At 63.7% G+C, this 16,881-nt stretch carries 15 protein-coding genes and 1 pseudogene; 13 read left to right on the plus strand and 3 right to left on the minus strand.

The genetic code is table 11. The features are described from left to right. Positions 1 to 69 precede the first annotated feature (69 nt). The 4 genes from purD (at position 70) to yedA (ending at position 3,780) form a co-directional block, all read left to right on the plus strand. A complete protein-coding gene (gene purD / locus BI343_RS11280; protein ID WP_071109755.1) occupies positions 70 to 1,347 on the plus strand; it encodes a phosphoribosylamine--glycine ligase in 1,278 nt (425 codons plus the stop codon). 229 nt (positions 1,348 to 1,576) lie between these two features. Next, positions 1,577 to 2,158, plus strand: a complete 582-nt coding sequence (tsaC, locus tag BI343_RS11285; protein ID WP_211269418.1) for an L-threonylcarbamoyladenylate synthase type 1 TsaC — start codon at positions 1,577 to 1,579, stop codon at positions 2,156 to 2,158. 25 nt (positions 2,159 to 2,183) lie between these two features. Beyond that, positions 2,184 to 2,852 carry a protein TolQ gene (tolQ, locus tag BI343_RS11290; RefSeq protein ID WP_043629121.1) on the plus strand — a complete coding sequence of 223 codons (669 nt, stop codon included), beginning with the start codon at positions 2,184 to 2,186 and terminating at the stop codon, positions 2,850 to 2,852. Positions 2,853 to 2,913: 61 nt separating this feature from the next. Then, complete coding sequence (gene yedA / locus BI343_RS11295) at positions 2,914 to 3,780, plus strand: drug/metabolite exporter YedA (protein WP_071109756.1); 867 nt, start codon at positions 2,914 to 2,916, stop codon at positions 3,778 to 3,780. Between the two features lie 128 nt (positions 3,781 to 3,908). Here yedA and BI343_RS11300 read toward each other — a convergent pair whose 3' ends face one another. Further along, positions 3,909 to 5,054, minus strand: a complete 1,146-nt coding sequence (locus BI343_RS11300) for a lytic polysaccharide monooxygenase (RefSeq protein ID WP_071109757.1) — start codon at positions 5,052 to 5,054, stop codon at positions 3,909 to 3,911. Between the two features lie 437 nt (positions 5,055 to 5,491). On the opposite strand from BI343_RS11300, the gene BI343_RS11305 reads away from it, so the two are divergent. The 5 genes from BI343_RS11305 to gap all read left to right on the plus strand — a co-directional run bounded on the left by BI343_RS11305 (position 5,492) and on the right by gap (position 11,513). Further along, positions 5,492 to 6,226 (plus strand): GntR family transcriptional regulator, encoded by a 735-nt coding sequence (locus BI343_RS11305; protein ID WP_043629116.1) that lies wholly within the window; start codon positions 5,492 to 5,494, stop codon positions 6,224 to 6,226. Then, on the plus strand, positions 6,223 to 7,344 hold the full coding sequence (gene nagA / locus BI343_RS11310) for an N-acetylglucosamine-6-phosphate deacetylase (RefSeq protein WP_071109758.1): 1,122 nt from the start codon (positions 6,223 to 6,225) through the stop codon (positions 7,342 to 7,344). The genes BI343_RS11305 and nagA overlap by 4 nt, the downstream gene beginning before the upstream one ends. After that, on the plus strand, positions 7,325 to 8,347 hold the full coding sequence (locus BI343_RS11315) for an SIS domain-containing protein (RefSeq protein WP_244886630.1): 1,023 nt from the start codon (positions 7,325 to 7,327) through the stop codon (positions 8,345 to 8,347). Before nagA ends, BI343_RS11315 begins: the two co-directional genes overlap by 20 nt. A 274-nt stretch (positions 8,348 to 8,621) precedes the next feature. After that, positions 8,622 to 10,304, plus strand: a complete 1,683-nt coding sequence (nagE, locus tag BI343_RS11320) for an N-acetylglucosamine-specific PTS transporter subunit IIBC (RefSeq protein WP_071109760.1) — start codon at positions 8,622 to 8,624, stop codon at positions 10,302 to 10,304. Positions 10,305 to 10,514: 210 nt separating this feature from the next. Then, positions 10,515 to 11,513: a type I glyceraldehyde-3-phosphate dehydrogenase gene (gap, locus tag BI343_RS11325; RefSeq protein ID WP_011134115.1), complete on the plus strand. Its 999-nt coding sequence runs from the start codon at positions 10,515 to 10,517 to the stop codon at positions 11,511 to 11,513. 67 nt (positions 11,514 to 11,580) lie between these two features. On the opposite strand, the gene BI343_RS11330 is transcribed toward gap, so the two are convergent. Continuing rightward, complete coding sequence (locus tag BI343_RS11330; protein ID WP_071109761.1) at positions 11,581 to 12,024, minus strand: Lrp/AsnC family transcriptional regulator; 444 nt, start codon at positions 12,022 to 12,024, stop codon at positions 11,581 to 11,583. A 419-nt stretch (positions 12,025 to 12,443) separates the two neighbouring features. Here BI343_RS11330 and phoB point away from each other — a divergent pair, with 419 nt between their 5' ends. The 3 genes from phoB (at position 12,444) to tal (ending at position 15,617) form a co-directional block, all read left to right on the plus strand. Next, positions 12,444 to 13,133: a phosphate regulon transcriptional regulator PhoB gene (phoB, locus tag BI343_RS11335; RefSeq protein WP_071109762.1), complete on the plus strand. Its 690-nt coding sequence runs from the start codon at positions 12,444 to 12,446 to the stop codon at positions 13,131 to 13,133. A 6-nt stretch (positions 13,134 to 13,139) separates the two neighbouring features. Beyond that, a complete protein-coding gene (gene phoR / locus BI343_RS11340; RefSeq protein ID WP_071109763.1) occupies positions 13,140 to 14,447 on the plus strand; it encodes a phosphate regulon sensor histidine kinase PhoR in 1,308 nt (435 codons plus the stop codon). Between the two features lie 108 nt (positions 14,448 to 14,555). Then, on the plus strand, positions 14,556 to 15,617 hold the full coding sequence (gene tal / locus BI343_RS11345) for a transaldolase (protein ID WP_043629663.1): 1,062 nt from the start codon (positions 14,556 to 14,558) through the stop codon (positions 15,615 to 15,617). Positions 15,618 to 15,692: 75 nt separating this feature from the next. On the opposite strand, the gene BI343_RS11350 is transcribed toward tal, so the two are convergent. Further along, positions 15,693 to 16,223, minus strand: a complete 531-nt coding sequence (locus BI343_RS11350; RefSeq protein WP_043629665.1) for a hemerythrin domain-containing protein — start codon at positions 16,221 to 16,223, stop codon at positions 15,693 to 15,695. A 203-nt stretch (positions 16,224 to 16,426) separates the two neighbouring features. On the opposite strand from BI343_RS11350, the pseudogene BI343_RS20425 reads away from it, so the two are divergent. After that, positions 16,427 to 16,855 (plus strand): annotated as a pseudogene (locus BI343_RS20425) (GNAT family N-acetyltransferase); the annotation flags it as partial. Between the last annotated feature and the right edge of the window lie 26 nt (positions 16,856 to 16,881).

Below are 16,881 nucleotides of genomic sequence, written 5' to 3' on the forward strand. Positions count from 1 at the left end.
TTCGCCAAGTGAAGGCGGCGATGGCCGGCGCGTGCCGGCCGCGCCCTCTTGTATAAGGACTGAAATCCCATGAAAGTTCTCGTGATCGGCTCCGGCGGACGCGAACACGCGCTGGCCTGGCGCATCGCCAAATCCAAGCGCGTTTCCAAAGTGTTTGTCGCGCCGGGCAATGCCGGCACCGCGCTGGACCCGAATCTGACCAATGTGCCGGCCAACAGCGTGGCCGAATGGCTGGCCCTGGCCAAGCAAGAAAAGGTCGACCTGACCATCGTTGGCCCGGAAGCGCCGCTGGCCGCCGGCGTGGTGGACGTTTTCCGCGGCGAAGGGCTGAAGGTGTTCGGCCCCACTCAATACTGCGCGCAGCTGGAAAGTTCCAAGGACTTCGCCAAGGCCTTCATGCAGCGCCATGGCATCCCCACCGCCGCTTACCAGACCTTCCGCAGCGCCACCGAGGCACACGCCTATGTGAATGAGCGCGGCGCGCCCATCGTGATCAAGGCCGATGGCCTGGCCGCCGGCAAGGGCGTGGTGGTGGCGATGACGATGGAAGAGGCGCACGCCGCCATCGACGACATGTTGTTGTCCAACAAGATGGGCGAGGCCGGCAGCCGCGTGGTGATCGAAGACTTCCTGCAGGGCGAGGAAGCCAGCTTCATCGTGATGGTGGACGGCGAGCATGTGCTGCCGATGGCCACCAGCCAGGACCACAAGCGCTTGCTGGACCACGACCAGGGGCCGAACACCGGCGGCATGGGCGCCTACAGCCCGGCGCCGGTGGTGACGCCGGAAGTGCACAATCGCGTGATGCGCGAAATCATCCAGCCGGTCGTGCAGGGCATGAAGAAGGACGGACATTCGTACACGGGCTTCCTCTACGCTGGCCTGATGATAGACGAGCAGGGCCACCCCAAGGTGATCGAGTTCAACTGCCGCTTCGGCGATCCTGAAACCCAACCCATCATGGCGCGCCTGAAAACCGACTTCACCGTGCTGCTGGAAGCCGGCGTCAACGGCAAGCTGGACAAGGTGGAAGCGGAATGGGACCGCCGCGTGGCGCTGGGCGTGGTGCTGGCCGCCGCCGGCTACCCGGACGCGCCGCGCAAGGGCGACGCCATCCATGGCATCCCGGCCGCCAGCGACGATGGCATGGTGTTCCACGCCGGCACGGCGCTAGACGAACAGCGCCAACTGCGCAGCAGCGGCGGCCGCGTGCTATGCGCGGTGGGCCTGGGCGACAGCGTCAAGATGGCGCAAAGCCGCGCCTACCAACTGGCCGACGCCATCGAGTTCGCCGGCAAGCAATTCCGCCGCGACATAGGCGCGCTGGCGATCGGGCGCAAACACTGAGTTTTTGCTGATTTGAGACAAGAGCAGCGCGATGGAGCGCTGTTCTTGTATTCAATGTTTTTGCTGTTCAGATCGAAAATATTTTTTTGCATATATGCCTTTGATATTACCTAAATTGCGGCTCTGTGGAATGAGGCCTGTCACTCTGGTTGCGTATTTTCATTTCCCACCTGTGTTTTGACGTCATTACCGTTACAATCAATCTTCCTTGGTTTTCGTCTGATTCATCATGAAGTTTGGTTATGGTCCCTTGCCGCGCCTGCCTGGCAGCCGTCTGCAGCAACGGGCCCGCAAGCAGCTGCGCCACGGCGGCGTGATCGCCTATTCCACCGAATCCTGTTACGGCCTGGGTTGCCGTCCGCTCGACGTGCGGGCGATCCACCGCGTGCTGGCGATCAAGGCGCGGCCCAATCACAAGGGTTTGATCGTCATTGCCGCAGATTTCGAGCAGATCCGCCATCTGGTGCGGCCGCTTTCCGCGGCGCAGCGCGCGGAACTGGCGCGCTATTGGCCCGGTCCATACACCTTTCTGTTGCCGGCTTCGCGGCGGGTGCCGCCAGCGCTGCGCGGCCGGCATGACAAGATCGCGGTGCGGGTGACGGCGCACGGCGAGGCGGCGGCTTTGTGCCGGGCGCTGGGGACGGCCTTGGTGTCGACTTCGGCCAACCGCGCGGGCCAGAAATCGCTGAAAACGGCGCAGGCCTGCCGCAAGGCGTTTAAAGATAAGGTATTGACCTTGCCGGGGCGCATCGGCAAACGGCGCAAACCGTCCACCATCATCGATCTGGAAACCGGCCGCGTGTTACGCTAGCCGTATGTGAACCGAGGAAGAAAACGTGCAACAGATTTCATTCATCAGCCTGATCCTCAACGCCAGCCTGTTGGTGCAGTTGGTGATGGCGGGCTTGGCCTTGACCTCCCTGCTGTCCTGGGCGCTGATTTTCAACAAGATCTCGGTGCTGGGCGCGGCCAAGCGCCATAGCGAGGAGTTCGAGCGTACCTTCTGGAGCGGGGCGGACCTGAACCGTCTGTACGAGGACGTGTCGCGCCGCAGCGATACGGTGGGGATGGAGCGCATTTTCCAGTCCGGCTTCGCCGAGTTTCTGAAGCTGCGCGGCCGGGCGGGCACCGAATTGTCGGACATCATGGATGGTTCGCGCCGGGCGATGCGCGCGGCGGCGCAGCGCGAGCTGGACGCGCTGGACAGCCACACCTCTTTCCTGGCGACGGTGGGTTCGGTCAGTCCTTACGTCGGCTTGTTCGGCACGGTGTGGGGCATCATGCATGCCTTCATCGGCCTGGGCAACGCCGGTCAGGCCACGCTGAGCACGGTGGCGCCGGGCATCGCCGAGGCGCTGGTGGCGACGGCGATCGGCCTGTTCGCCGCCATCCCGGCGGTGGTGGCCTATAACCGCTTCGCCACCGATGTGGATCGTCTGGCCACCCGTTTCGACACCTATATGGAAGAGTTTTCCAATATCCTGCAGCGGCTGGCGATGCGATAAGCCGCTTGCCGTTTCGGCGCGCGTCCGGCATGGTTTGGGTTCAAATGATTCGGACACAGCCATGCCTTTTTCACGTCTCGCGCCGCTTACCTTGGCGGCCTTCTTTGCCCTCTACATCATCTGGGGCTCCACCTATCTGGCCATCCGCATTGGAGTGGAATCCTGGCCGCCGTTGATGATGGCGGGCATCCGCTTCACCCTGGCCGGCATCATCGTGCTGGCGTTTTTGCGTTGGCGCGGCGCGGCATGGCCGGATGCGCGCCAGCTGCGCGGGGCGGCGATTCTGGGCGTATTGATGCCGGCTGTGGGCAATGGCCTGGTGACGATGGCCGAGCGCGAGGTGTCGTCCGGCGTGGCCGCGTTGGTGGTGGCGACGGTGCCGCTGTTCACCTTGCTGTTCGCCCGGCTGTTTGGCCACAAATCGCGCGCCTTGGAGTGGGCGGGCATGTTGCTGGGCGTATTCGGCATCGTGTTGCTGAATCTGGGCTCCAGCCTGCGCGCCAGTCCGGAAGGGGCGGCGCTGCTAGTATTGGCCTCGGCCGGCTGGGCGCTGGGCTCGGCCTGGAGCAAGCATCTGGCGCAGCCGCCGGGCGCCATGGGCAGCGCCTGGACCATGATCTTTGGCGGTCTGACCTTGCTGCTGTCGAGTGCCGCCATCGGCGAGCGGCTGGCGGCCTGGCCGGACGCTGCCGGCTGGGGCGCATTGCTGTATCTGACGGTGTTCGGCTCGATGATCGCCTACAGCGCCTACCTGTATCTGTTGCGGACGGTAACGGCCGCCGCCGCCACTAGCTATGCCTATGTCAATCCGGTGATCGCGGTGTTGTTGGGCGTGTTGTTCCTGGGCGAGCATGTCGGTCCGCAGGAGATGCTGGCGATGGTGGTGATTGTGGCGGCGGTGCTGCTGATCAGCTGGCGGCGATCATGAGGGTGGCCGGCAGTGCCTGCGCCCGTGCCTAGGCTGCCGGTGCGTCCAGCCTGCGGCCGGACAACTGCCTCGCCGATCAAGCTAAAACCGCCGCTGAAGGAAGCGGCGGTTTTCATGGCGGGGGGAGGTCAGATCGCCTGCCACAGAGTGGGCTGGGTGGATGGCGTCCAGCCGGCACCAGCCCAGGCGGTGTGCGGCTGCAGGCAGCGGTATTGTCGGCCCTGGTAGCTGACAACCTGATTCCGCGCATACTTCCCGCCTTCCTTCCAGGCATCGGCCGCTGGGGGCGGATTGACGCCGCCGTCTCCCTTCTTCAGATCGATGGTGAAACTGTAGCCTTTGTAACTGTCGTTCAGATACACGCGGTTGGCGGTGGCGTCCTTTACCGGAACGATGGATACGGCGCGCTGCTGCGATTTCATCACGCCGATGCGGATGGACGGCGAAGCGGCGTTCACCTTCAGCGCCAGTTCGTATGGCCAATTGGCGATCTGTCCGCTGGCGGCGTTCAGCGCCACCGTGTGCTTCTCGGCGTCGCGGCCCAGGCTGTCGAATACGCGCAGCGTGGCGCTGCTGCCGGCAGGCAGGTTTTCGCGCGCGGCGACGTTGCCGATTTCCTTCCACGGATTGACCGCCGGCGGCGCGGTCTCGCCGCCGAAATTGACGTCGGAACACGAATAGAACGCTTCTTCGCTGTCCGATCGTTTCCAGACGTTGAAGATGATGTGCTTTCCAGTCTTGCCTTGCGGCAGTTTCAGCGTCATGTGGTAGCGCTTGTTGGCGTCTTGCTGCGGCGTGCCGTTGATGGTGCCGAATGGCTCCAGGTCCGACCATTTCAGCGGCTGCTCGGGATTCCAGCCGTTCTTGGTCACGTAGAACTTGAAGTATTTGGTGGCATGCGGCGCGGTGGCCTTGTAGATGAATTCAAAGTTGCCGTTGGCGTCCGGCACTATGCTGGTGGTGCGCCAGTCGCTGCGGGCCAGATTGAAGCCCTTGAATTCGGCTTTGCCGCCGCCGCACAGCGTGCCGTCCGGCACCGCCGCCTGGTGATTGTCGCCTTGCGGGTTCTGGTTGATGCCGTTCCAGTCGTACATCGCCTGGGTGCCGCCCACCTGCTTGGCTGCTTGGCAGGCCGAGGTTTTCGGCGCTTCCGGGCCTTCCAGAAAGCAGCTGTAGACGCGGTTGATCGGAATTTCCATCGTGCCGTGGGCCCAGAGCGGGGCGCTCAGACAGCCTAAGGTCAGGGCGGCGGGAAGATGCCAATGCAGTTTCATGCGGACTCCTTGTCTGGTAGTGGTATGTAAGCGCATCGTCATCAGCCAGGACGAGGATCGTCCTATTACTGGCTTAATGATTTAAAACCAGATCATTTTTTAAATATAAGTTTTAAGGCTGGTATTAATGCCATTTTTGGCTGTTGTCGCCGTAAGGTCTGATTTTTCCAAAGATTGTCGATTGGCGGACCTGCCCATTCGGTCGTCCCGCATCTTGCCCACTGTTCTTCATGTCTTTCCTCCTCTACCTGTCTCTTTGTTGCCATGCGCAATGGATGGATGAATCGGCGCTTGATAATTGGTATTGACGTGGTATTAATGTGGTATTACCGTGCGAGCTGTAACGCAACGACTACGCGGCAGGCTGTTCCGTATCGGGATACCGGCAGGGCTTGACTGGGCTTACACTGCAGTTTTCAGACCACTTTCGGACGATCATGGAAAACCGCTGGCAAGCATTGAAACCGGATGAAACCCTCAGCACCCCGTTATACCTGCAGCTGTCGCGGAAGCTGGCCGACGCGATCAACGCCGGCTGGTGGCAGGCAGACGAGGCGCTGCCGTCGGAACGAACGTTTTCGGAAGAGCTGGGTATTTCGCGGGTGACCGCGCGCAAGGCGATGGATGTGCTGCTGGAGCAGGGCATGATCCGCCGGCGCCAGGGATCGGGCACCTTCATCACGCCCAGGCTGGAGCAGCCGCTGTCGCGTTTGACCGGCTTTACCGAGCAGTTGAGGTTGCGCGGCTTCGTGCCGTCCTCGGTATGGCTGGAGCGCGGGGTGTTTCCGCCCAGCAACGAGGAAGTGATCAAGTTGGGGCTGTCGCCGACCTCGATGGTGGCGCGGCTGAAGCGCCAGCGCCTCGCCGACGGCGTGGTGATGGCGATTGAGATGAGTACGATGCCGGTGGCGTATCTGCCGGACCCGCAGTCGGTGGGCACTTCGCTGTATGCCCACCTGGACGCGGCGGGACATTCGGTGGTGCGCGCCCTGCAGCATATCCGGGCGGTGAATGCTTCGGGCGAGATCGCCCAGCTCGCCGGCATCCGGCCGGGCGAGGCGATGCTGTTGATCACCCGTATCGGCTTCAATGCCGACAATGTGGCGATCGAGCTGACCGATACCTATTGCCGCAACGATTATTACGACTTTGTAGCCGAACTGAAACGATGACCCAGACACAGACCTTGCAGGGCCGCATCCTCACCGCCTCCGGCTGGATGGACGGCGCCGTGCATCTGGCGGCCGATGGCCGCATCGCAGCGATAGACGCCAGCCTGGCATCGGGCCGGCAGCCGGAACGTTACATTCTGCCCGGCTTCATCGACCTGCACGTGCACGGCGGCGGCGGCGTGGACATCATGGAGGGCGGCAACGCCGTCTCCCATGTCGCGCGGCTGCACGCCCGTTTCGGCACCACCTCGCTGCTGGCCACCACCATGACCGCGCCGCCGGAGGAAATCTCCCGCGTGCTGGCGGACATCGGCCGCTGCAGCAAGGAGCGGGCGCCGGCCGGCAGCCGCGTGCTGGGCGTGCACCTGGAAGGTCCGTACATCAACCCCGGCAAGCTGGGCGCCCAGCCGGACGACGCCTGCCAGGCGGCGATGGCGCAGATCGACGCCTATCGCGCGCTGGTGCCGATCTCGCTGATCACCCTGGCGCCGGAGATCCCGGGCCACATGGACATTATTCGTCTGCTCAGCGCGCAAGGCGTGCGCGTACAGATGGGCCACACCCTGGGCAGTTATGAACAGGCGGTGGAAGCCCTGCAGCAGGGCGCGTCCGGCTTTACCCACCTCTTCAATGCGATGACCGGCCTGCATCACCGCGAGCCCGGCGTCGTCGGCGCGGCCTTGGCGCATGCCGAGTACGCCGAGCTGATCCCCGATCTGCTCCACGTCCATCCGGGCGCCATCCGCACCGCCTTGCGCGCCATTCCGCGTCTTTACTGCGTCACCGATTCCACCGCCGCCGCCGGCATGCCGGACGGCCAGTACAAACTGGGATCGCACGCGGTGACCAAATGCATGGGCGGGGTGCGTCTGGCCGACGGCACCCTGGCTGGCAGCACGCTGACCATGGATCAGGCGCTGCGCAATCTGGTGAAGATCGGCCTGCCGCTGGCGGATGCCTCGCACCGCCTGTCGCTGTACCCGGCCGACTATCTGGGCCTGGCCGAACGCGGCCGCCTGGAAGCCGGCGCTTGGGCCGACATCGTGGTGATGGACCCGGAACTGAATTTGCAGCAAGTCTACGTTGAGGGAGAGGAAATTGGCCTCGTTGATGCTTGAAGAAGCGCTGTACGCCGCCGAAGCGGTGGCCGCGCAACATATGTACGCCGATGAAGGCCTGGCCGCGCTGGGGCGCGAACTGGCCCGCATCCGTCCGCAGCTGGCGCTGACCGTGGCCCGCGGCAGTTCCGACCACGCCGCCAGCTATTTCGCCTATCTGGCGATGCAGCGCCTCGGCGTGCCGGTGGTGTCGCTGCCGATGTCCATCGTCACGCTGCACCAGTCGCCGTTGGCGGTGAAGGGGCAGCTGGCCGTCGCGGTATCGCAGTCGGGCCAAAGCCCGGACCTGGTCGACACCATGAAGGCCCTGTCCGATGCCGGCGCCCATACCGTGGCCTTGGTCAACAAGCCGCACTCGCCATTGGCGGAAGCCTGTCATTGGGCGGCCCCGCTGTGCGCCGGCGAGGAAAAGAGCGTCGCCGCTACCAAAAGCTACATCACCGCGCTGTCCGCCGTGGCCCGCCTGGTGGCCCACTGGCAGAACGACGCGGGCCTCTTGGCCGCGCTGGAGAACCTGCCGCAACGCCTGACCGAGGCCGCCGCCCAAGACTGGTCCGCCGCAATCGAGGTGCTGCAGTCGGCGGAACGCATCATGGTGGTGGGCCGCGGCCTGGGATTCGCCGTGGCGCTGGAAGCGGCCCTGAAATTCAAGGAAACCTGCGCGATCCAGGCCGAAGCCTTCTCCGGCGCCGAGATCAAGCACGGCCCGATGGCGCTGATCGACGAAGGCTATCCGCTGTTGGTGTTCGCCCCGCGCGGACCGGAGCAGCAGGGCCTGATCGCCCTAGCCGCCGAGATGCGCGGCCGCGGCGCCAAGGTCTTGCTGGCCGCGCCGGCCGACGTGGAAAGCCGCGACCTGACGCTGAGCGTGGCCGATGACGAGGCGCTGGACCCGCTGCTGGCGATCCAGAGCTTCTATCTGATGGCGGCCCGCCTGTCCGAGGCGCGCGGCCTGAATCCCGACGTGCCGCGCCACCTGTCCAAGGTGACTTGCACCCGCTGAGGCGGGCGCGCGCCGCGATGCGAAGGTTTCCCCGCCGCGTCGAAGGCTGTTTGGCCTGTAGACGCTTCCAGACCGTGGCGGCCCGCGGGGCGTCTCCCCCCGCGGGTTTCGCCGGGCCGGATGCCTAAGGGACGGGGAAGACGCAGGAGACGGATGCGCGGGGACCGATGTTGTCACCCTCTGCCTGTGCCGGGCGCGGGGAATCTAAAGCTGTAAAGCGCTGGGGAGCCGCCGTTTGACAAGACGGCACCAGAATTAACCTGGGAGAGATCTTGTGAGTACTACCAACAAATTTGCAGGCATACAGCAGCTGGGGCGCGCCCTGATGCTGCCTATCGCCGTGCTGCCGGTCGCCGGCCTGCTGCTGCGCTTGGGCCAGCCCGACCTGCTGGATATCAAATTCATGGCGCAGGCGGGTGACGCCATTTTCAGCAACCTGGCGCTGATCTTCGCCATCGGCGTGGCGGTGGGCTTCGCCAAGGATGGCAACGGCACGTCCGGCCTGGCCGGCGCCATCGGTTTCCTGGTGCTGACCGCCGTGCTGAAGGTGATCGACGAAAAGATCAATATGGGTGTGCTGTCCGGCATTCTGTCCGGCCTGATCGCCGGGTATCTGTACAACCGCTATAAGGACATCAAGCTGCCCAGCTATCTGGCCTTCTTCGGCGGCAAGCGCTTCGTGCCCATTGTGACGGGCTTTGGCATGCTGGTGCTCGGGGCGGTGCTCGGCTATGTTTGGCCCCCGGTGCAGCATGGCATTGACGCCGTGGGCAAATGGCTGATCGCCACCGGGGAAGTGGGCGTATTCTTCTACGGCGTGCTCAACCGCGTTCTGATCGTCACCGGCCTGCACCACATCCTCAACAATATCGTCTGGTTCCAAGTGGGCGACTTCACCACTGCCGCCGGCAAGGTGGTGCATGGCGACCTGACCCGCTTTTTCGCCGGCGACAAGACTGCCGGCATGTTCATGGCTGGCATGTTCCCGGTGATGATGTTCGGCCTGCCGGCCGCCTGCCTGGCGATGTACCGCACCGCCAAGCCGGAAAACAAAGCGGCCGTAGGCGGCTTGCTGTTCTCCATGGCGCTGACCGCCATGCTGACCGGCGTGACCGAACCCGTAGAATTCGCCTTCATGTTCCTGGCCCCGGTGCTGTACGGCATCCATGCGGTGCTGACCGGCCTGTCCATGGCCATCATGCAGACGCTGGGCGTGAAACTGGGCTTCGGCTTCTCCGCCGGCCTGTTCGACTACGTCATCAACTATGGCATCGCCACCAAGCCGCTGCTGCTGTTGCCGGTGGGCGCGGTCTACTTTGCCGTCTACTACGCGCTGTTCGTGTTCTTCATCAAGAAGTTCGATCTGAAGACCCCGGGCCGCGAGGATGTGGCCGTGGCGGTGGCTGACGTTGCCGCCGGCACCGGCCGCGCGCGCGCCTTCATCGACGCGCTGGGCGGCGCCGCCAATCTGAAATCGGTTGACGCCTGCACCACCCGCCTGCGTCTGCAGGTGGCCAGCAATGAGCAAGTGAACGAAGCCGCCTTGAAGGCGCTGGGTTCCCGCGGTCTGATCAAGCCTGCTGCCGGCAGCGTGCAAGTGGTGTTGGGACCGGAAGCCGATCTGATCGCCGACGAAATCCGCAATACCTTGGCCTCCGGCGCAAGCGCCCCGGCGCCGCAAGCGGCCGCTGAGAAGCTGGTGTCGGCCGCCGCCGCCAACGGCGCCAGCATCGACAAGGCGAGCTGGCTGGCTGCTTTGGGGGGCGAGGGCAATGTGCGCAAGGTGGACGTGGTGGCCGGCAGCCGGCTGCGCGTGGAAGTGGCCGACGCGGCACGCGTGGACCAGGCGGCGCTGCAACAGCTGGGCGCCAGCGGCGTCACCTCGGTGTCGTCTACCGTATTGCACGTGGTTCTGCAAGGCGACGCCACCCCTTACGCGGCGGTTTTACAGGCCTGAAGCGGCAAAATGATCAACATTTGATGTAGCGTGTTGATTACATTGTGAAATGAGTGGAAAGTGACAGCGCAAGGCGGGAAATCGGCCTTGCGCTGTTTTCTTAAGGACATGCGCGGCCTTGGCCGCGATCCGAATTCGCTATTTCGATGGCGTCGTTACCACCATCGAATCATTCATTGAGCTGTCACAAGCTGACAAGGAGACTTCATCATGGCTATCAAAGTCGGTATCAACGGTTTCGGTCGCATCGGTCGCATGGTGTTTCGCGCCATCGCCAAGGACTTCCCGGAGCTTGAGGTGGTTGGCATCAACGACCTGCTCGATCCGGAATACCTGGCTTACATGCTGAAGTACGACTCGGTGCATGGCCGCTTCCAGGGCGATGTGAAGGTAGAGGGCGGCAGCCTGGTGGTCAACGGTAAGACCATCCGCCTGACCGCGGAAAAAGACCCGGCCAACCTGAAGTGGAACGAAGTGAACGCCGAAATCGTCATCGATTGCACCGGCTTCTTCCTGACCAAGGAAGGCTGCCAGAAGCACATCGACGCCGGCGCCAAGAAAGTGGTGCAGTCCGCTCCGTCCAAGGACGACACCCCGATGTTCGTTTACGGCGTCAACCACGACAAGTACGCCGGCGAAACCATCGTTTCCGCCGCTTCCTGCACCACCAACTGTCTGGCCCCGGTGGCCAAGGTGCTGCATGACAACTGGGGCATCAAGCGCGGCCTGATGAGCACCGTGCACGCCGCCACCGCCACCCAGAAGACCGTGGATGGCCCGTCGTCCAAAGACTGGCGCGGCGGCCGCGGCATCCTGGAAAACATCATTCCGTCCTCCACCGGCGCCGCCAAGGCCGTGGGCAAGGTGATTCCGGAACTGAACAAGAAGCTGACCGGCATGGCCTTCCGCGTCCCGACTTCCGACGTGTCCGTGGTGGACCTGACCGTGGAGCTGGAGAAGGAAGCCGACTACGCCGACATCTGCAAGGCGATGAAGGCCGCGTCCGAAGGCGAACTGAAGGGCGTGCTGGGCTACACCGATGAAAAAGTGGTGTCCACCGACTTCGTCGGCAACACCGCGCCGTCCACTTTCGACGCCGACGCCGGCATCGCGCTGGACAAGACCTTCATCAAGGTGGTGGCCTGGTACGACAACGAATACGGCTACACCTGCAATATGCTGCGCTTTGTGAAGCACGTGGCAGGCTGAGCCTGATCGAGTAAGGGAGAGTTGTTCTCTGTTCCGGCTGGCGCCCGCAAGGGCCCCAGCCGTTTTTTCATTCGTCTTCGTGCAGCGCGGGCATGCGCGGCGGCACCGGCATGTCGATGATGATCGAGGTCTTGGTGTCGCCGAACTGCATCAGCCGCGCGATCAGCGCCTGCAGCGCCGGCATGGTGTCCACCGCCACCCGTATCATCAGGCCGCTGGTGCCGGTGATGGACGCGCACTCTATCACTTCCGGCGTCTTGCGGATCTCGTCCACCACCACGTAGTACTCCAGGTGCTTGACTGTCAATTCGATCAGGCAGGAAATCGGCAGGCCGACCCGCGCTGGGTCGATCTGCGCGCGGTAGGCGGTGATCACGCCGGTCTGTTCCAGCTTGGCTACGCGGTCCGCCACCGCCGGCGCCGACAGGTTCACGCGCCGCGCCAATTCCGCGAAGCTGACTCTGGCATTTTCGTGCAGTGCGGCGAGGATTTTTCGATCAAATCTATCCATGTTTTGATTGTAAGGTGGAATATTTAAACAAACAGGCAAACGAAGGCAAAAGCGGAAAAAATCCTTCGATTTTTATGCTCGCGTAGCGGAATTGCTACGTAGAATGCACCCCGTAATCAGGAGCAGGCGGCATGTCCCGCCTCCTGTTCCTCTCCAAGATTGGTTGCGGATGAGCGTGTCGCTCGACCCCCTCATTTGAGACTGTCCTGGTGATCTCTTTGTCCCTGGTCTCTTGTCAGATCAATGTTTTGACGACGACCATTCCGGGTCTGCCGCAGCGGCAGGCCCGTTTTTTTTGGCGGTCATGGAACTTGCGGCAAGGATGCGGCACAATGCTCGCGAACGTTTCAAGACATGTCATATTAGTGTCATCTGGCGTTTGTATCCTTGCCACAAAATCAAACCGAGGATAGCCGAATATGGCCGCCAATATCTTGCTCGTGGAAGACGAACCGGCGATTCAGGAGCTGATCGCCTTCAACCTGGCCCAGGCCGGCCATCATGTGCTGCGCGCCGGCACCGCCGAGGCGGCGCTGACGCTGGTGAGGAACGCGCTGCCGGACTTGGTGCTGCTGGACTGGATGCTGCCCGGCGCCAGCGGCGTGGATGTGGCCAAGCGCTTGCGCGCCGACGAGCGCACCCGCGACATCCCCATCATCATGCTCACCGCCCGCTCCGACGAGCAGGACAAGATCATCGGCTTGGAAACCGGGGCCGACGACTATATCACCAAGCCGTTTTCGCCGCGCGAACTGCTGGCCCGCATCAAGGCGGTGCTGCGCCGCCGCGCGCCGCAGATGACCGACGACGCCGTCGACGTGCAGGGCCTGCGCCTGGACCCGGTGACCCACCGCGTCACCGGCCACGGCAATGTGATCGATCTGGGGCCGACCGAGTTTCGCCTGCTGCATTTCTTCATGACCCATCCCGAGCGCGTCCATTCACGCGCCCAGTTGCTGGATCAGGTGTGGGGCGACCACGTCTTCGTCGAGGAGCGCACCGTGGACGTGCATATCCGCCGCCTGCGCAGCGCGCTGGAAGGCACCAAGCACGATGGCTTGATACAGACGGTTCGCGGCACCGGCTACCGTTTCTCCGTGCAGCAGTAGGCCGCGATGCGCGAATTCCTGCAACGCACCGCCCTGTGGCTGGCGGCCATCACGGTCATCAGCTGCGGTTTCTGGGTCTTATCGTCGGCCGACGCCGCGCTGCTGGCGCTGGCGATTTGCCTGGGCGCCTGGCTCGCTTTCAATCTATATCACATCGCGTTGCTGATGCGCTGGCTGCGCCATCCGGTGCCGGAGCGGGTGCCGGACGGCTTTGGCGTCTGGCATACCGTGTTCATGACCCTGTACCGCACCATGCGCACGCAAAGCCAGAGCAAGAAAAAGCTCACCCATGTGCTGGAGCGCTTCATCAACGCCGGCGAGGCGATGCCGGACGGCGTGGTGGTGCTGGACGAGCTGGACCGCATCGAGTGGATCAATCCGATGGCGGTGGAGCATCTGGGGCTGGACCGCAAGCGCGACGTCGGCAACCAGATTCTCAACTTGATCCGTCAGCCGGCCTTCCACGCGTATATGAAGAACGCCAGTTTCAGCCAGCCGCTGACGCTGACCTTTAGCCAGCCGCGCGAGCTGGTGATCTCGCTGCAATTGGTGCCGTTCGACTCCACCCGCAAACTGCTTTTGACGCGCGACATCACCCAGCTGGAGCGGGTGCAGACGGTGCACCGCGATTTCGTCGCCAACGTTTCGCATGAGTTGCGCACGCCGCTGACCGTGGTGGGCGGCTTTCTGGAGACGCTCAGCGACATGCCCGAGGTGAACGACCAAATGTTCCGCCAGTTCCTGCCCATGATGATGGAGCAGTCGCGGCGGATGCAGAGCCTGGTGGAAGACCTGCTGACGCTGTCCAAGCTGGAAAACAGCCCGAAGGCCGTCAATTCCGAGCGGGTGGACATGCGCGACATGCTGGACACGCTGATGGTGGAGGCTGAAGGGCTGTCGCAGGGCCGCCATCAGGTCAAGCTGCTGCGCAACTGCGACTGCGGCCTGTGGGGTAGCAGCCAGGAGCTGCATTCCGCCTTCGGCAATCTGGTGTCCAATGCCGTGCGCTACACGCCGGAAGGCGGCAGCATCACGCTGGCCTGGCAGGACGAGGGCGATCAGCTGCGCTTCTCGGTCAGCGATACCGGCATCGGCATTCCGCGCGAGCACATCCCGCGGCTGACCGAGCGCTTTTACCGCGTGGACCGAGGCCGCTCGCGCGGCAGCGGCGGCACCGGCCTGGGCCTCGCCATCGTCAAGCACGTGCTGGCGCGGCATCATGCCCGGCTGGAGATCAAGAGCGAGCCGGACAAGGGCAGCACCTTCAGCGTGGTGTTCCCGCGCGAACGCCGCCACGACAGCCAGGCCGCCTGATCCCGTTCGATCCAGCGCAAACCGCCGCGACAATTTTCTTGGCGCGGCGGTTGCGGCGCGCTACGATGTCTGTCTTTACCTCAAGCAATTCCCCCTGGACGCCTCACCATGAATCGTTTGCAAGCCATTCGTCCGTTCGGCCAGCGCATCTGGCTGGACAATCTGTCCCGTGAACTGATCGCTTCCGGCGAACTGTCGCGCCTGCTGGCCGACGACGGCATCGCCGGCGTGACCTCCAATCCGGCCATCTTCTACAAGGCGATCAGCACCGACGCCAGCTATCAGGGCGAGCTGGCCGTGCTGAAGCAGGACGCCGGATTGTCCGCCGAAGCGCGCTACGAGAAACTGGTGGTGGCCGATATCCAGGCCGCCTGCGATCTGCTGCAGCCGCAATACGAGGCCAGCCAGGGCAATGACGGCTATGTCAGCCTGGAGGTGTCGCCGGAGCTGTCGCGCGACGAAGCCGGCACCCTGGCCGCCGCGCGCCGCCTGTGGGCCGAAATCGGCCGCGCCAACGCCATGATCAAGATTCCGGCCACTGCAGAAGGCATCCGCGCCTTCCAGCAGCTGACCCGCGAAGGCGTCAACGTCAACATCACGCTGCTGTTCTCGCTGCCGCAGGTGGAGGCGGTGTGGGATGCCTACATCGCCGGCCTGTCCGCGCGCCTGGCCGACGGCAAGGCGGTGGCCGGCGTCAAGGCGGTGGCCAGTTTCTTCCTGTCGCGCGTGGACAGCCTGCTGGATCCGCAAGTGGCCGAGCCGCATAAGGGCAAAGTGGCCATCGCGCTGTCCAAAGCCGCTTACGCGCGCTATCAGGAGCGTTTCCATGGCGAAGAGTTCGCCAAGCTGCGCGCCGCCGGCGCCCGTCCGCAGTTCCTGCTGTGGGCTTCCACCGGCACCAAGAACGCCGCTTACAGCGACGTGCTGTACGTGGAGAGCCTGATCGGAGACGAAACCGTCAATACCGTGCCGGACGCCACCCTGAGCTGCTTCCGCGACCATGGCAACGCCGCGCTGACGCTGCCGCAAGGCATGGCGCAGGCCAAGGCGCTGTTGGCCGAAGTGGAGGCCGCCGGCATTGATCTGGCAGCCGCCGGCGAAAAGCTGCAGCAGGATGGTTTGAAGCTGTTCGAGGATGCATTCGCCCAGCTGCTGAAACTCACCGCCTAAGCCCGCGCGGGCGGTCGTAACAACGGGTTGCCGGCGGTAGCGGGCAACCCGTTTTGCTTGGAACGGCCCGATGGCTCAGGCGGCTTCGGCGCGGCGCGTGGCCATGCGGGCGCCGGCCAGCTTCAGTTCTTCCGGGCTCAGCGTGCTGGCGGCGGCGGGAAACAGCCAGGCTTCTTCGGTCGCGGCGTGATCGCGGTACTGGCGGGCGAATTCCTGCAGTTCGTTCTTGCTGATCTGCTTGATGCGGCCGTCGCGCAGCGCGACCAGATCGTCGCGGATGGCGTTCCAGCACGAATGCAGGTAGCCATGCTCGGCCGATAATTGCTCCAGCCGCGAGGCGGCGGTGGGAATCCGCTCCTCGATCAGCGGAAACAGTTCCTCTTCTTCATCGGTATGATGGGAGGGGCCGGCGATGTCGAAATAGCGAACTACGTCGTCTATGGTGTTGCGGGCGGCTTCGTCGACGCCATTTTCCTCAATATACGGCGGCAGTTTGTCCAGCAGGTCGCAGAAACGGCGGATCTTGTCATGGCAGGCCAGCAGCATTTCCAGCGGCTGATCGAAGCTGGGCGAGGGATTGGCGCCCATGGTGTTGAGCGTGAGCATGTGTGGTCTCCAGCATATTGAGTCAATCAAGATTGTGCCGCACAGTTCAGGCCCAGGACATGACGTGCCTCAAGTGCAAACTGTCCGTCATAATGGCAGGTGGCGTGCGCGCCGGCTGCGCATGTTCTTGATACCGCTTTGCGCGATGGAACACAAGCCGGATTTTCGCGGAGCGAGTCCGACAGGGAAAACAAGGGAATAGCATGCAGTTGCCGTTCGAAGTGAAGGAACTGGATCGCGCCGACGACAGGCTGGCGCGGGAAGCGCTGCGCGTACAGCTGGCGGCCCACCAGCTGGAAGTGGCTTGGCTGAATTATCCGGCCCTGCCGGTGCTGTGGCCGGACCTGGCTGCGTTGCGCGCCAGCCGCGAGCGCATCCTGGCCGCGTTCGAGGGCGAGGCGCTGCGCGGCCTGGTTGTGGTGTCGCGCCGCCCGGACGGCGGCATCCACATCGAGCGCACGGTCGTGGACCCGGAGCATCTGGAGCAAGGCTGGGGCTACCGCTTGCTCAACCGCGCGCTGCAGGACGAATCAAGCTGCAGCGTCGACACCGCGGAGGTCAACCAGGCGGCGCTGGCGCTGTACCACAAGGCCGGTTTCGTGCAGACCCAGCGCTGGACCACGACCGATGGCTTGGCCTTGTGGCGCTTGGAGTATCG

Source organism: Chromobacterium amazonense (assembly GCF_001855565.1).
Lineage (GTDB): Bacteria > Pseudomonadota > Gammaproteobacteria > Burkholderiales > Chromobacteriaceae > Chromobacterium > Chromobacterium amazonense.

Bases quoted from the DNA above. Each gene is read 5' to 3' on its own strand.
- purD (WP_071109755.1), top strand. From the start codon at position 70: ATGAAAGTTCTCGTGATCGGCTCCGGCGGACGCGAACACGCGCTGGCC.
- tsaC (WP_211269418.1), top strand. From the start codon at position 1,577: ATGAAGTTTGGTTATGGTCCCTTGCCGCGCCTGCCTGGCAGCCGTCTG.
- yedA (WP_071109756.1), top strand. From the start codon at position 2,914: ATGCCTTTTTCACGTCTCGCGCCGCTTACCTTGGCGGCCTTCTTTGCC.
- BI343_RS11300 (WP_071109757.1), bottom strand. From the start codon at position 5,054: ATGAAACTGCATTGGCATCTTCCCGCCGCCCTGACCTTAGGCTGTCTG.
- BI343_RS11305 (WP_043629116.1), top strand. From the start codon at position 5,492: ATGGAAAACCGCTGGCAAGCATTGAAACCGGATGAAACCCTCAGCACC.
- nagA (WP_071109758.1), top strand. From the start codon at position 6,223: ATGACCCAGACACAGACCTTGCAGGGCCGCATCCTCACCGCCTCCGGC.
- gap (WP_011134115.1), top strand. From the start codon at position 10,515: ATGGCTATCAAAGTCGGTATCAACGGTTTCGGTCGCATCGGTCGCATG.
- BI343_RS11330 (WP_071109761.1), bottom strand. From the start codon at position 12,024: ATGGATAGATTTGATCGAAAAATCCTCGCCGCACTGCACGAAAATGCC.
- phoB (WP_071109762.1), top strand. From the start codon at position 12,444: ATGGCCGCCAATATCTTGCTCGTGGAAGACGAACCGGCGATTCAGGAG.
- phoR (WP_071109763.1), top strand. From the start codon at position 13,140: ATGCGCGAATTCCTGCAACGCACCGCCCTGTGGCTGGCGGCCATCACG.
- tal (WP_043629663.1), top strand. From the start codon at position 14,556: ATGAATCGTTTGCAAGCCATTCGTCCGTTCGGCCAGCGCATCTGGCTG.
- BI343_RS11350 (WP_043629665.1), bottom strand. From the start codon at position 16,223: ATGCTCACGCTCAACACCATGGGCGCCAATCCCTCGCCCAGCTTCGAT.